Consider the following 15,010-nt stretch of genomic DNA (forward strand, 5'->3'; position numbering starts at 1 on the left):
TCCTAATTGCGCCGCTTCCAATCGACTATCCGGCGGGATGCCGGATTGAAAAGTAACGAAAAAAAGCCGCCCCGCAAGGCCGGTCAGGCCTAACGGGACAGCTAAATAGAAAAACGTTATAGAGTAAAACGCGACAGCGTATCTTTCAGCTCAATCGAAACGTTCTCAAGTTTCGCCGAAAGCTGGACGAGATGATCCCCGATATTTTGCTGCTCGTTGCTGAGCGAAGCCACTTCTTCCGAAGTAGCGGACGATTCTTCCGCCACCGCGCTGACGTTGCTCATCGCGTCGGACAAAATCGCCTGGGACTGATTTAACGTTTGGATCGATTGCGTGACGGAATCGAGCCGTTTGGTGAAATCCACCATCTGCTCCTGCACCGATACGAAAATATCGTTTGTTTCCTTCACCGAGTCCATCTGCTGCTGGAACAACGGGTTCGCCTCCTGCAAGGCCAGCACCGTTTCATTCATTTCAGCCATAATTTTTTCGGTGATCTGGCCGACCATGTCGATGGACTGTCTGGATTGGTCCGCCAGCTGGCGGATTTCGTCCGCCACGACCATAAACCCTTTGCCCGCGGCGCCTGCCCGGGCCGCTTCGATGGTCGCGTTCAGGGACAAAATGTTTGTTTGTTTCGTGATGTTCTGCAGCACGTCAAGCACTTTGTTGACCGATTGGGTCGACGTCTTCAAATTATCGACTTTCGCCATCAAGGAACGGGTCATGTCTTCGGTCTGATGCGTTTTGTCCATCAGTTCGCTCAGATGTTTGGTGCCCCGCTCGCTGGATTGCTCGACATGATGGGCGGCGCCGCTCATTTCTTCATTGGCGGTGACGACGATCTGCATTTGCTGCGAAATATTTTCGGTCAACTCGTTGCCACGCTCCGCTTCCGTAGCCAGGCTGCCGGCGCCGTTTGCGATTTCTTCGGTGGCGATGGCGATCTCTCTGGCGGAAAGAGCGGTTTTTCTGGAGGCATCCGTCAACTCGCCGGCGGTTTCCAGAACGGCTTGCGCCGTCGTGTTCGTCTGCTGCACGAGTTTCGTGATCTGATCCATCATCAAGTTGAAGCTTGACCCGAGTTCCCCGATTTCGTCCGAAGACTTATGATCGGTGCGAACTTTCAGGTTTCCTTTGGAGCCTTCGATCATCAGGTCTTTCAAGCGGCTGAGAGGTTTGGCGATCATAAGCACCATCCACCAGCCGATCAAAATCGCGATGATCACGACGGCCACCATAAACCCGAGAGTCAACAGCAGAATGCCCTGGGCATCTTTGACGAGCAGCTTGGTAGGTACGGTTCCTACGAGTTTCCAGCCATTGACGGCCAGCGTATCGTATACTGCCAAAACGCTTTGATCCTGATGATCTTTCGTTTCCAAACTCTTCGCCGCATCCGTCTGATCTTTCATGAACGTATAGTCGGAAGCAGCCCCGGCTTCCCCGTCCTGGCTGGAAGCGACCACGTTATTATCGGTCGTGATGAGCTGCAGCTTGCTGCCGTCGCCCATGTTGATACTTTTGAGCTGGTCTTCGATCATCGACGTTTTCAGCTCGATGACAACGACGTAAGGTTTTCCGCCCCGGCTCAAGCTTTGCAAAGGACGAACCAGCTTGAAGCTCATTGCGCCGTCTTTGCCTTTTTCCGAGGTGACCCACAGCGTTTTGTTTTCGGACTGCACCTTTTTAAACCATGCTTGCTCACGGATTTGGGACGGGTCCGCTCCGGCGCTTCCGCTGATGATCGGATTTTGCCCCTCGCTCGGCGGAACGAGGTACATCGCTTTGATGGTCGTATTGCTGTTGATCTGGTTGCTCAGCTTTTTGCCGATTTTGTCGTTTAACACGAACATGTCGTAGGCGCCCGCCTGGCCCGACCCCATTTCGGCAAGCAGGCTTTGCGTTTCCGGATCAAAAAAGACCTGCAGCGCGATATCCTCGTATTGTTTCAAAATGATATCAAGCTTCTGCGACGTTTGGATGATCGTCTGTTTGTTCGCCGTCGCCGCGTTTGACTTAATGGTGCTTCGGGCCTTATTGTACGACATAAGACCTAGAATCAAAACAAAGGCCACGATCGCTATAAAAAAGATCAGGAAAAGCTTTACCCCGACGGATTTGGCCGGGTTCATTCTGCCCAGCTGCGCCCCTGCGTCGCGGATGCTGAATTTAGTCTTGCCCGGTTCCGGAAGGCCCGAAACCTCGGACGCCCCCTGATTTTCCTTCTTCCGCTGTTTTCCCCAGCGTTTCCCTTTCCCTTCTTCGTTTTTCTTCTGTTTGCCCTCTTCCATTTCCTCACCTACCAATATGATTTCATACCTTACGGGTTATGTAAAAGATACTCTACTTTATTCTTCGACATTTTCCACCATAAACCTTTGGCTTTTTTCAAAATTCTTTATAACTATTTTCCTAAGATGCATACTTCTTTCGTCCCTAAAGAAAAAAACGCCGAACGGAAGCCGATCAGCGGTTGATTTCTTCTGCTTTGGTGTTTGATTCTTGTCGAACGATGAAAAAAAGAAAAACCGCCGAACTGGCGGTTTTTGTTAGGGATAACATGATTTGCGGATGTTCCGGCCGGGTTCTCGTCATCATGCGATTTCGGGATTCGGCGCAGCCATGTCGGTTCAACGGCAACGTTCTTCGAAACCGGAACATTATTTAGCCGCTTTTTTGCTTTTTTCGATGTTTTTCAAATGCTCCTGATACGTCTTCGCAAACAAATGCTCATGGGATCCGTCTTTTTTGGTGACGTAATACAGGTAATCGGATGCTTCCGGATTGAGCGCCGCTTCGATGGAAGCCATGCTCGGGCTGCAGATCGGACCTGGCGGAAGACCTTCGTGCAAATAAGTATTGTACGGGCTTTCGACCTTCAAATCCTTGTACAAAAGCCGTTCCTTCGGCTCCGCCAGCGCGTATTGGACCGTTGCGTCGATTTCCAGCTTCATGTTTTTGTCGAGACGGTTATAAATGACGCCGGCCACAAGCGGCCGCTCTTTGTCCACCACGACCTCGCGCTCCACAAGCGAAGCGATCGTCAACATCTCATGCAGCGTGATGCCGCGGTCGCGCAGCTTTTCCTGCAAATCCGGGATGCCGTCCAGTTTGCCCTGCATCTGCTCCATCATCCGGTGGAACATCTCGGCATCGCTTGTCCCTTTTTTGAAATCATACGTATCCGGGAACAGATACCCTTCCGCCTCATGCTTCAGTTTGCCGTTTTGGGGAATGTCCTTAAACGCCGCAACCGCTTGTTCCCCGGGATGATTCGCCAGCTTGAGGAAATCATCCGCCGGGGCGCCTGTCGCTTCGCTGACTTTTTTGGCGATTTGTTCGACGGTATACCCTTCCGGAATCGTGATGCGGACCATCTCCTCCTTCACCACATCCCCTTTGTTGAGTTTGGCTATCAGCTCGTCGAGCGGGGTTCCGGGTTTGGCTTCGTATACGCCGGCTTGAAAATGCGAGCCTTCCCGTTTCCATTTCAGGTAACCTTTAAAAATCATATCATTTTTAACAAGTCCGTTTTTGTAAAGCACCTCGGCAATTTTGGAGGTTCCCATGCCGGGTTCGATCGTAAATTTCACGGGCGTGTCCGACGCTTTCGCCGGCTGCAGCCCGTTCCAAACGTAATAGGCTCCGCCGCCCGCCACAAGCAAAAGTATGATTAGAATCGCTAGCACGACTTTAACAGCTTTCAAAAAAATCCAACCCTTCACAACCAAAAAGGACGGTCTGCACCGCCCTTTTGGTGTATTCATTTTGAAATTTTGTCTTCTCCGGGAAGCTGCAGTAAAAATCAGATGTCGTCTTCCGGGAACGTCATCTCGTCGTAAAGCTCGGTAATGTTTTCCCATTCGTCATCGTCGTCGATGGTGGCCAACTCCAGATCGCCGTCCGGCGACTTCACGACTTTCAAAATGTTGTACGCGCCGCTTTGGTCGCCGGGGCTTTGCAGCACCGCATAGGTTTGGCCGCCCACTTCGAATTCCGCCGCCAGGTCGTAAACTTCGGTGGAACCGTCTTCGTCCTGCAGCTCTACAGTCGGGCCGAACGCTTCCTTCAGCACGGAAGTCCACACGGCCTGGTCTGCAGAAAAATCATTCATGCTCATTACCTCCATCAAGTTCGGCAACCAAGGTGTTGAAGGTTTCCTCGACGATTTCCCACTCTGCATCATCTTCGATCATGTAAAGCTTCAGGTCCTCCCCGTCTTCCTCGTAACGGAACGCATATACCTCGTCCGCATCCTCGTCTCCCGCCTCCAGAGGTACGACCATCATGTATTTGTTGTCGGATCCGTCGACTTCAAATTTCATGATGACTTCGAATTCTTCTTCGTTGCCTTCGTCATCGGGAATATAAATAATATCCGGTTCTTCCTCAAAAAGATTACGCTCATTGGCCATCTGTGATCACCCTCACCCTTTAGTCTTTGAGTCTAAATAATTTTGCAAAATCAAGCTTGCAGCCATTTTATCCACAACTTGCTTTCGCTTCTTCCGGCTGACATCAGCCTCAATCAGCGTCCGCTCGGCAGACACGGTTGTCAGCCGCTCATCCCACAGGTGGACGGGTAATTTCAGCATTTCTTTTAGCTTGTCAGCGAAATCGATACAGATTTCACCGCGGGGGCCGATGCTGCCGTTCATGTTTTTAGGCAGGCCGACGACGATCTCCTCCACTTCGTAGTCGCGGACCAATGACGCGATCCGCTCCAATTCGGAGCCGTCGCGCCGGCGTTCCACCACTTCAAGCCCCTGCGCGGTCCATCCGAGTAAATCACTGACGGCAACACCAATTTTGCGGTCGCCGTAGTCCAACCCCATGATTCTCATTAAGCTCTCCTATCGGTGATTGGCTAAGTAGAACCGGACCAGCTCTTCAATCAACTCATCACGCTCTTTTTTTCTTACCAAGCTTCTTGCGTTGTTGTGGCGGGGGATGTATGCCGGATCTCCGGATAGGAGATATCCGACGATCTGGTTGATGGGATTGTATTCCTTTTCAACCAGCGCATCATACACCATCAGAAGGATGTCTTTGGAAGACGCCTCCTGCTCATCGCCTTTAACGCTAAACTTCATTGTTTTATCCATGGAGTCCATTGTGACACCTCGCTTCTTCAAAAGCATGCCGAAGCCTGCTTTGACGAATTGAATCTTTAGGTTTCATCTTCTTCTAATATAACATAATCATCCTGCAGGAAGGAAACTCCAAGGACAAATTAAACAAAATTTTCTTGCGAAGCCGGCTGCAGACTCAAGCTTTTAAGCGTTCGCTACCAGTTCTTCCGCCAGTTTCAATGCTTCGTCCAGCTTGCTTGCATCTTTCGCTCCCGCCTGCGCCATGTCCGGACGTCCGCCGCCTCCGCCGCCGCAAACCGCTGCGATTTCCTTCACGAGCTTGCCTGCATGCAGGCCGGATTTGGTCAATTCCTGCGGTACCGATACGACGAAGTTGACTTTGTCTTCGATCGCCGCTCCCAACACGAGCACTGCGGACGGCAATTTGTTTTTGAGCTCATCCGCAAGGGTGCGCAGCCCGTCCATGCTGCCGACGGTGACGCGAACCGCAAGCAGATCTTTTCCGCCGACCGTTTTCACTTGATCCGTCAATTGGCCCGCTTCGATCATGCTCAGCTTGCTTTGCAGCGATTCGTTTTCGCGGCTCAACTCCTTCAGCTGGGCATGAACGGATTCGATGCGCTTCGGCACGTCGTTCAGGTTGGATTTCAACAGCTCGGCGGACTGCTTCAGCAGGTCCAGCTGGCCTTCGACAAACTGGTATGCCGCGCGTCCCGTTACCGCCTCGATCCGGCGCACCCCGGAGCCGATGCCGCTTTCGCTCACCAGCTTGAAGATGCCGATTTCCGACGTGTTGTTTACGTGGCAGCCGCCGCAAAGCTCCAGGCTGTAGTCGCCGACCTGCACGACGCGCACGATGTCGCCGTATTTTTCGCCGAACAGGGCCATGGCGCCCATCGCCTTGGCTTCGTCGATCGGTTTGTATTCGATCGTTACGTTGATCGCGTTCCATATTTGTTCGTTCACGCGGCGTTCAATGTCCGCAAGCTCTTCCGGCGCGATGCTGCCGAAATGGGAGAAGTCGAAACGCAGGCGCTGCGGCTCCACCAAAGAACCCGCTTGGTTGACATGCTCGCCCAGCACTTCTTTAAGCGCTTTGTGCAGCAGGTGAGTAGCCGTATGATTTTTGACGATATCGCGGCGCTGCGCCTGATCGACTTCGGCTTTGACCGTTTCGCCCGTTTTCAGCTCTCCGGCTTCTACCTTCACGATATGGACGTGCTGCCCATGGGGCGCCTTGTACAAGCCTTCCACTTTCGCTGTCACGCTGCCGCCGCGCAGAAGCCCCTGGTCGCTGACCTGGCCGCCGCTTTCGGCATAAAACGGCGTTTTTTCAAGGATGACGTGGCAGAGCGCTCCTTCGCCGGCGCTTTCCACCATTTCGTCGTCCACGAGAATCGCCAAAATTTTGGATTCGGTTACGGTGTCATTATAACCAACAAATTCGCTTTTAACCGTATAATCGGAAAGCGCGCCGCCCTGCACCTTCATGCCGCCGCTTTCCTGGCGGGCCGCACGGGCGCGGTCGCGCTGCTCCTGCATGGACGCGTCGAAACCTTCGCGGTCGACCGTAAGCCCGTGTTCAAGGGCGAAGTCCTCGGTCAGGTCAAACGGGAAGCCGTACGTGTCGTACAATTTGAACGCATCCGGACCGCCGATGACCTTCGTGCCGTTTTCCAGCGCCTTTTTGCTGATGTCCTCGAGAATGGACAAACCTTCGGACAGCGTTTCGTGGAAACGCTCCTCCTCGGTGCGGATCACCTTTTCGATGAATTCGCGTTTCTCGACGACTTCCGGATAGTAGACGCCCATGATGTCCCCGACCGTTTCGGTCAGCGTGTAAAGGAACGGACGGTCGAGTCCGAGCACCTTGCCGTAACGAACGGCACGGCGGAGCAAACGGCGGATGACGTAGCCGCGGCCTTCGTTGGACGGGAGCACGCCGTCGCCGACGGCAAACGCCACGGTACGGATATGGTCGGCGATGACTTTCAGCGCAACGTCTTTTTCCACGCTGTCGTTGTATTTCACGCCGGCCAGCTTGGCGGTTTGCTGGATGATCGGCTGGAACAGGTCCGTGTCGAAGTTCGAATCGACGTTTTGCAAAATGGATGCAAACCGTTCCAGACCCGCGCCGGTATCGATGTTTTTATTCGGAAGCGGCGTATAGGAGCCGTCTTTGTTATGGTTGAATTGCGAAAATACGAGGTTCCATACTTCGAGGAAACGCTCGTTTTCCCCGCCGGGGTACATTTCGGGATCGGACAGATCGCCGTAAGCCTCGCCGCGGTCGTAGAAAATTTCGGTACAAGGACCGCATGGGCCTTCGCCGATGTCCCAGAAGTTATCTTCCAGCTTGACGATGCGCTCGGCAGGCAGGCCGATTTTTTCGTTCCACAATTTGAACGCTTCTTCGTCTTCCGGGTACACCGTGACGGACAAACGCTCCGGATCGAAGCCGATCCATTCTTTGCCGGTCAGGAACTCCCATGCCCACGTAATTGCCTCTTCTTTAAAGTAATCCCCGATCGAGAAGTTGCCGAGCATTTCGAAAAACGTATGGTGGCGGCGGGTTTTGCCGACGTTTTCGATGTCGTTGGTGCGAATGCATTTCTGGGAGTTGGTCAGGCGCGGATTTTCCGGGCTGATCCGTCCGTCGAAATAAGGTTTGAGCGGCGCCATGCCGGCATTGATCCACAGCAGGGACGGGTCGTTATGCGGCACGAGCGGGGAGCTCGGTTCGATTTTGTGCCCTTTGCCGGCGAAAAACTCCAGCCATTTGGAACGGATTTCACTTGCTTTCATCGTTATACAGCCTCCAGCTTCAATTTTGTCTTTACAGGATTCAAAACCTTTTAAGAGCAGAGTGGTCGTTACGGTTACGGATCGCTCTTTCCGGTTAGAAGCCCTGCCTGATTAAAAAACAACATAAAAACGCCCCTGAATAAATTCAGGGACGATCATATCGCGGTACCACCCTGGTTATCGCCTCAAACGGTCAAACATTCGAATGAATGCTGTCTTTCGCAAGCGATCTCCTCGTACAGCCTGTAACGGGGCCAGCCGGCGGGTTTTGCCCGCACTCCGAAATCAGCTTTCCGGCAGCGCCCGCTTGCGGATTCTTGCAGCCATCGCCCGACGGGCGAAGGAATCCGTTCTCTGTCCAAGGAGCCTTTCTGCCGTACTTTATTTCATCGCCGTGTTGTCCATTTTGCACATATTCTATACAAGTATATCGGCGTCGCGAAGGAATGTCAATGAGGCGGGTTTCAGGTCGTTTTGCGCTTGATGTAATAGGCGAAAAAATGCTGCAGCAGCACCTTCAGCACCGCAAACACGGGAACGGCGAGGATGAGGCCGATGACGCCCGCCAGCTCCCCCCCGACAAGCAGCGCAAAAATGATGATGATCGGATGAAGATGCAGCTTTTTGCCGACCACCTGCGGGGAAATGACGTTGCTCTCCAAAATTTGGCATATCCAGTTGACGACGATGACAAGCAGCACCATTTTCCACGAAATCGTCGATGCCATCACGACCGCCGGGGCCGCCCCGAGAAACGGGCCGAGGTAGGGCACGATGTTAAAAATGGCGACGATGCTGGCCATAAGCAGCGCGTAAGGCATGCCGACGATCATATAGCCGATGTACGCCAGCACGCCGATGATCAGGCAGACGATAAACTGTCCCCGCACGTAATTGCCGAGCGCCAGGTCGATTTCCTTCAGTACGCTGACGGTGGCTTTCCTTCGGGAACGGGGAAGGTACGAAACGATCGCCCGCTCAAAAACGTCGAAATCTTTCAGGATGTAGAAAATAAGGAACGGCACGATAAAAATGTTGAGCACCAGGTTGATGGTCGACCCGATGTTGTCGATAAAATCGGAAATCCCCGCCGCCAGCCGGTCTTCCCATTGCAAAAACCACCGGTCCACGCCGGCCATCACCCCGCCCGGGAGCAGCTTCTGGTCAAGCCGGTTCATGAAGCTTTGCGCATGCATCGTCATTTCCGGCAAATGCTCGTTCAGTTCTTCCAACTGCTCGATAAGCACCGGAATCAGGTTGATGAGGATGACCGCCAAGCATGTAATGAACACCGCGTAGATCAGCAGCACGGCGATGCCCCTCGGCATTTTCCGATCCGCCAGCAGGCAAACGACCGGGTTCAACACGTAAGAGATGATCATCGCGACCACAAACGGCGCCAACACCGCTTTGAAAAAATGATATATATTCATGAACATCGGGCGAAGCAGCCAAATGAAATAAAGAGCGATGAGGCCGAGAATAAACCAGATGAGCAAACGGAACCATTTGTTCGCGGTCAGTTTCTCCAAGGCGGCATTCCTCCTTTCGGACTTGCTGTTCACGTTATTATATGTATGAAAGGAAAAAATTAACCTTGCGGGGCCGAACCCGAAATCGATGCCAAAATGCAAAAGAAACCCATCACTAACGCGCGCCATGGAAAGCGGACGCTAGTGATGGGTTTCTTTTTATGGCCGCAGCCGAAAAAGCATGTTCATAAGTTCACTTTCAATTGGACGCATGCAGATGCGGGAATTCCTGCTGAATTTCTTCGAAAAAGAGGTCGTCCAGCGAGCTGAGCGTTCCGTCCTCTTCGACTTGATAGACGGACATTTTGTCTCCGTTGACCGTCAGTTCGATAAAACAGCCCCAGCAATAAAATTGATGCGAACCGATTTTACCGATATCTTTGGAATTGCAGTTGGGACATCTCATATTCATAGATCACCTATCCGTTAACAGAATGAATGGTTTTTCCGAGTCGCTCCTCGCTCATCGGGGGAACCATGATTGCGTTTTTGCCGATCGACATGCCCTCGGCGAGCTGCAGCCATTTCCGGCCTTCCAGCAAATCCGAGACGAAGCCGTCGCTGATTTCCAAACCTAGTATTGTATTTCCCATTTCCTGGTCAAAATAAACATCCGTCGCTTTGCCGAGAAGAACGCCGTCCTCCGTCAATACGTTCAGGTCCTTCAGTTTATTTTTGCCCATCAGGTAAGTGTATTGTATATCGTCGGCCTTTGTCTTTCGAACAGCCTGTTGATTCCGAATCATCACAGCGTCTTCGCCGTAAGCCACGATATCCTCCCAGGATACGGACTTGGCCGAACCGGAAAAAAGGCTTCTGCCTTCAAGCTCCAAGGCTTGGATCTTCCAGTCCCCGCTGACCCAAACGTCGCTGATTTTACCGATCCGCTTGCCTTCCTCCACGTCAAAAACGGCAAGGCCGATCAATTCTTGAAACTTCATGGCCAGGACCCACCTATCCTCACAGATTGAAACGAAGGCATCCCGCAGGGCGCGGGACGGATGCCCTTCCGGGCACCGGTCCTTGTTTCCGGACGGTATGGAAGCACGCCACCTCCTTGTCCATACATAGAGAATCCTAACTTCTAATACGTAATCGACGAAGAATGGTTGCAATTTTTTGGGCGGTGTATTCCATATCTTCCGTAGTATTACCCAATCCGAAGCTAAAACGAATCGCGGAGCGCAAAACATTTTGTGGAAGTTTCATAGCCTGAAGCACGTGCGACAATTCCAGGGAACCCGAGGTGCATGCCGAGCCGCTGGCTGCCGCAATGCCTTCCAGATCGAGGTTCATCAGAAGCGTCTCCGTGTCTGTTGCCGGGAAGCTGATATTCAGTATGTGAGGTAAAAATTCAGAGGGATGTCCGTTGACGATAAACGCGTCTTGTCCAATTTCCTGTTCCAGCAAACGGATTAACGTATCCCGGAGCATGAGATCATGCTCTCTCCGCTCCTCCAAGTGCGCCGAAGCGATTTGGACGGCTTTGGCGAATCCGGCGATGCCCGCCATGTTCTCCGTGCCCGCACGGCGCTTTTTCTCTTGAAGCCCGCCGTGCAGTCTCGGCGCAAGGTGAACGCCGCGGCGCGCATACAAAGCACCGATCCCTTGCGGGCCGTTAATTTTATGAGCGGAAAAGCTCATCAAATCGACCGGCAAATCGCGCAGCGAAATCGGAATCGCCCCCAAAGCCTGAACGGCGTCGACATGGAACAAAACGCCGCGGGCTCTGGCCAGCTCCCCGATTTCCCGGATCGGCTGCACCGTGCCGACTTCGTTGTTGGCGTACATGATGCTGATCAGCGCCGTATCTTCCGTCAACGCTTGTTCCACATCCTCTACCCGCACCCGCCCCGTCCCGTCAACCGGGAGATAGGTGACGCGGTATCCTTGCTTTTCCAGCTCTTCGCAAGCATACAGCACGGCATGATGTTCGATCGAAGAAGTGACGACATGTTTGCCCGCCCCGTCCATCGCCGCCAAAACGCCGAACAGGGCCAAGTTGTCGCTTTCCGTTCCGCCGCCGGTGAACACGAGTTCATCGGGATGGCAGCCCAAATATTTCGCTATTCGATCCCTTGCGCCGCTCACCGTCCGTTTGGCGGAACGGCCGAAAGCATGAACGCTGGATGCGTTGCCGAACTGCCCCGTCATCACATTCATCATTTCCTGTGCGACTTCCGGATGGACGGGCGTGGATGCCGCATGATCCAAGTAAATGGATTTCATTATCGCATCTCCTTTTTTAAAACAGGATTTTCGCAAAATCCTTTCAATCACATCTTCTTGTTTTTATAATGGCCGACCTCCATCACCATTCATTCCCCTAATTCAAGCGTTTTTTCATCAGAAGTCTTGAATCTATATCGTATATGTTCACCTACGTACTTGGTTTTGCGATTTTTTTGGATGTTGGTTGTGAAAAAAATGATTTGCGGCCCGGTATTGCCTAATAAGTATAGTCGTTTCATTCATTTCTTACAATAAAGATTGCAAAGTCAGAATTTTGCAAAATTCGATTCCGGCCGCTCCCGGGTACAATATATAGACGAATGAAACCATTTCGCTCTATTTATTGCTGATTGAAAGTCGCTCCTTGGATTTTTGCAAAATCCTCAAGCAAAAACTGACAGCTGCTATAGGTATTTCAACAGGTTGTTTAAAATGACGGCGTATCCGTTAGCAAACATGTGGATCCCGTCGACGGCATATTCCTCTTTTAAATTCCCACCGCTATCCATCAATCCGTCGTTTACGTCAATAAATGGATATCCGTGCTTCGCCGCCAGCTGCCGGACCGCTTTATTTGCTTCCCGGATCGCCTCGTTCGTTCTGTTCTGAAACACTTCTTCCATTGAGGCTCTGGACACGAAAGGAAATTCAGCCTCGGCATTTACGGGATAATACGCCATGACGTTTACCCGGCAATCCGGCAGCCTTGATGCAATTCGACTCAAAATTTCGTCGTAGTTCGCCAGTAGCCGCTCCAGTTTGTAATCAGGCGCGCTGATATCGTTGGTACCGATGTTGATAAAAATTTTAGAGGGCTCCAGTTCAAAAATGCATGTCTCCATCGACTCCAACAATTCCGCGGTGACATAGCCGGCTATGCCGCGATTATAAATGCAGTACTGGTGCTCCAGCGTTTGCTGCAGCTCGTTGACCGGGAAAAATTCCATCAATGAGGAGCCGACAAGCACCGTTTGGCCTTTTCGGGCAAGCGTATTGAGGATCTTGTATTTTCGCAGCTTCTCCTTCTTCTCGTCAAGCATTACCGGACCACCCTCCGGCTCCTCCGGCTTCCCGCCGTTCCGGACGTCTTGAATGTATTCATGATCGTCAGATGATGACATTTAAAAGCCCCTCCTTCATCGGATGACTCCCGATTGTTGGACTGGAAGATTTGGATTATGAATAAGGGATATCGGCAGCAATATGCCTGATATCCCTTGCAGGTTTGTCGATTGAAGCGGCTAACCCCAACTTATATATAGAACATATAGTTATCCGCAGCGTCCTGCTCCTGGTAGGAGATCAGGTCAAGCAGCGTGGTCGAATCGAGCACGCTCGCAATGCCGTCGCGGATGCGGAGCCACAGGTTGCGCTTGGCTGGATCGTCTTCTTCCGTGAAATCGACCGGAGAGATCGGCCCTTCCAGCACGCGGATGACGTCCCCCGCCGTAATCTCCGAAGCTTCGCGGGAAAGCACGTAACCGCCGTATGCGCCGCGGATGCTTTTGACGAGCCCGGCGTTGCGCAGCGGCGCGATCAGCTGCTCCAGGTAGTGTTCGGAAAGCTGGTTTTTCTCGGCAATGCTTTTCAGCGAGATCGGACCTTCGCCGTATTTGGCCGCAAGCTCCATCATGATGGTCAGGCCGTAACGCCCTTTAGTCGATATTTTCAAAGATGGCACCTCTTTCGAAAAATTCAAGTTTCATTATAAATTTGGAAAGACAGCAGACCTTGAAGCCATAGGATCAAATCTGCGTATTCCGATCTTAACCCTTTGCTTATGTTAACATATCCGCCGGCTTTTTGGTATGCTGAACGTCGCCCATGTACTTCCAAGGAAGACAGGCGCACGCTGACGACTTTGCTCCTGCGGTTTATAAACCGTTTCATTCCGGCAAAAACTTCTAAACTTCAATCATAGACCATTCGTGATCAATCCGCAAGTTGTACTCCGTACACGGACAATGCCGGGGTGGGTATGACCCGATGCCCATTGTGTGTTAAAATACGGGTATGGGCACAATTTCAAAATAGAAATGGTGAGTTAATTTTGGCAAACAACAATCAAAACACGCGCGTGGTCGTCGGCATGTCCGGCGGCGTCGATTCCTCGGTGACGGCGCTTCTGCTGAAGCAGCAAGGTTACGATGTCATCGGTATTTTCATGAAAAACTGGGACGATACCGACGAATTCGGAGTCTGCACCGCGGAACAGGATGCGGAGGATGTCCGCCGCGTTTGCGAGCAAATAGATATTCCTTATTACACGGTCAATTTCGAAAAAGAATATTTCGATAAAGTATTTACCTATTTCCTCGACGAATATAAGTCGGGGCGCACGCCGAATCCGGATGTCATGTGCAACCGCGAAATCAAATTCGGCGAATTCCTGAACAAGGCGCTCGGCCTCGGCGCCGATTATGTAGCCACGGGCCATTATGCCCGCGTCGTGGAAGAGGACGGCGTCTTCAAGCTTCTCCGCGGCGTCGACGGCAACAAGGACCAAACCTACTTCCTGAACGCGCTCAGCCAGGAGCAGCTGTCGAAAGCGATGTTCCCGATCGGTCACCTGCCGAAACCCGAAGTGCGCCGCATCGCCGAAGAAGCGGGACTGTACACGGCCAAAAAGAAAGACAGCACCGGCGTCTGCTTTATCGGCGAACGCAACTTCAAAGAGTTCCTCAGCCAATATTTGCCCGCCCAATCCGGCAATATGGTGGACATCGCCACGGGCGAAATCAAGGGTCGCCATGACGGCCTCATGTATTACACGCTCGGACAGCGCCAAGGGCTCGGCATCGGCGGATCCGGCAGCGGCGAACCGTGGTTTGTCACAGGCAAGGATCTGGAGCAAAATATATTGTACGTCGTCCAAGGAGACAAACATCCGAGCCTGTATTCGACGGGATTGATCGCGACGGGCGTGAACTGGATCGCAGGCGAAGGCAACGTGCCCAAAGAGCCTTTCGACTGCACTGCCAAATTCCGCTACCGTCAGCCCGATCAAAACGTGACGCTGGAATGGCTGGATGACGGCACCGTACACGTCAAATTTGCCGAACGGCAAAAAGCGATTACCCCGGGACAAGCCGTCGTATTCTATCAAGGCGAAGTCTGCCTCGGCGGCGGCATCATCGATAAAGTGGAGAAAGTTCCGTTCGAGCTGCCGGCCGTCCAAAAAAAATAAAAGCACAGACGTCAAAGCCGTCCGCCGAAATCCAATCGGCGGCGGCTTTTTTCATGAAACGCCTGCGGCCTTCCCAAAGGACCGGCGGCCGGCGTTTCTTTTCGCCTGTGCAAAACATTCTCTGCGACTCCTGCGGAATCCTGCTCGTTTTGAAATAT

14 protein-coding genes are annotated in these 15,010 nt (G+C 52.4%); 1 reads left to right on the forward strand and 13 read right to left on the reverse strand.

The window, feature by feature from the left end; all coding sequences use genetic code 11:
• Window positions 1-116: 116 nt before the first annotated feature.
• The 13 genes from RJP21_RS06385 to cymR all read right to left on the reverse strand — a co-directional run bounded on the left by RJP21_RS06385 (window position 117) and on the right by cymR (window position 13,337).
• A complete protein-coding gene (locus tag RJP21_RS06385; RefSeq protein ID WP_310858551.1) occupies window positions 117-2,294 on the reverse strand; it encodes a methyl-accepting chemotaxis protein in 2,178 nt (725 codons plus the stop codon).
• Window positions 2,295-2,663: 369 nt separating this feature from the next.
• Window positions 2,664-3,710, reverse strand: a complete 1,047-nt coding sequence (mltG, locus tag RJP21_RS06390) for an endolytic transglycosylase MltG (RefSeq protein WP_397386180.1) — start codon at window positions 3,708-3,710, stop codon at window positions 2,664-2,666.
• A 98-nt stretch (window positions 3,711-3,808) separates the two neighbouring features.
• Window positions 3,809-4,117 (reverse strand): DUF1292 domain-containing protein, encoded by a 309-nt coding sequence (locus RJP21_RS06395; RefSeq protein ID WP_160045271.1) that lies wholly within the window; start codon window positions 4,115-4,117, stop codon window positions 3,809-3,811.
• The gene (locus tag RJP21_RS06400) at window positions 4,110-4,418 is read right to left on the reverse strand and encodes a DUF1292 domain-containing protein (RefSeq protein WP_310858552.1); all 309 of its coding nucleotides are present in this window, start codon (window positions 4,416-4,418) and stop codon (window positions 4,110-4,112) included. The genes RJP21_RS06395 and RJP21_RS06400 overlap by 8 nt, the downstream gene beginning before the upstream one ends.
• Before the next feature lie 12 nt (window positions 4,419-4,430).
• Window positions 4,431-4,847, reverse strand: coding sequence for a Holliday junction resolvase RuvX (ruvX, locus tag RJP21_RS06405; protein ID WP_310858553.1), 417 nt, complete (start codon window positions 4,845-4,847; stop codon window positions 4,431-4,433).
• Window positions 4,848-4,856: 9 nt separating this feature from the next.
• Window positions 4,857-5,117, reverse strand: a complete 261-nt coding sequence (locus tag RJP21_RS06410; RefSeq protein ID WP_160045268.1) for an IreB family regulatory phosphoprotein — start codon at window positions 5,115-5,117, stop codon at window positions 4,857-4,859.
• Window positions 5,118-5,279: 162 nt separating this feature from the next.
• Window positions 5,280-7,901: an alanine--tRNA ligase gene (gene alaS, locus RJP21_RS06415; RefSeq protein WP_310858554.1), complete on the reverse strand. Its 2,622-nt coding sequence runs from the start codon at window positions 7,899-7,901 to the stop codon at window positions 5,280-5,282.
• Between the two features lie 464 nt (window positions 7,902-8,365).
• A complete protein-coding gene (locus tag RJP21_RS06420) occupies window positions 8,366-9,433 on the reverse strand; it encodes an AI-2E family transporter (RefSeq protein WP_160045266.1) in 1,068 nt (355 codons plus the stop codon).
• Between the two features lie 199 nt (window positions 9,434-9,632).
• Window positions 9,633-9,839, reverse strand: a complete 207-nt coding sequence (locus RJP21_RS06425; protein ID WP_160045265.1) for a hypothetical protein — start codon at window positions 9,837-9,839, stop codon at window positions 9,633-9,635.
• Window positions 9,840-9,852: 13 nt separating this feature from the next.
• The gene (locus tag RJP21_RS06430) at window positions 9,853-10,374 is read right to left on the reverse strand and encodes a PRC-barrel domain-containing protein (RefSeq protein WP_160045264.1); all 522 of its coding nucleotides are present in this window, start codon (window positions 10,372-10,374) and stop codon (window positions 9,853-9,855) included.
• 136 nt (window positions 10,375-10,510) lie between these two features.
• The gene (locus tag RJP21_RS06435; RefSeq protein WP_310858555.1) at window positions 10,511-11,662 is read right to left on the reverse strand and encodes a cysteine desulfurase family protein; all 1,152 of its coding nucleotides are present in this window, start codon (window positions 11,660-11,662) and stop codon (window positions 10,511-10,513) included.
• A 407-nt stretch (window positions 11,663-12,069) separates the two neighbouring features.
• Window positions 12,070-12,786: a GDSL-type esterase/lipase family protein gene (locus RJP21_RS06440; RefSeq protein ID WP_310858556.1), complete on the reverse strand. Its 717-nt coding sequence runs from the start codon at window positions 12,784-12,786 to the stop codon at window positions 12,070-12,072.
• A 131-nt stretch (window positions 12,787-12,917) separates the two neighbouring features.
• On the reverse strand, window positions 12,918-13,337 hold the full coding sequence (gene cymR / locus RJP21_RS06445; protein WP_310858557.1) for a cysteine metabolism transcriptional regulator CymR: 420 nt from the start codon (window positions 13,335-13,337) through the stop codon (window positions 12,918-12,920).
• Between the two features lie 378 nt (window positions 13,338-13,715).
• Here cymR and mnmA point away from each other — a divergent pair, with 378 nt between their 5' ends.
• Entirely contained in the window at window positions 13,716-14,852 is a 1,137-nt protein-coding gene (mnmA, locus tag RJP21_RS06450) for a tRNA 2-thiouridine(34) synthase MnmA (RefSeq protein ID WP_310858558.1), read from the forward strand.
• Window positions 14,853-15,010: the final 158 nt, after the last annotated feature.

This window comes from Paenibacillus sp. VCA1, from assembly GCF_031583795.1.
Classification (GTDB): domain Bacteria; phylum Bacillota; class Bacilli; order Paenibacillales; family Paenibacillaceae; genus Paenibacillus_AQ; species Paenibacillus_AQ albilobatus.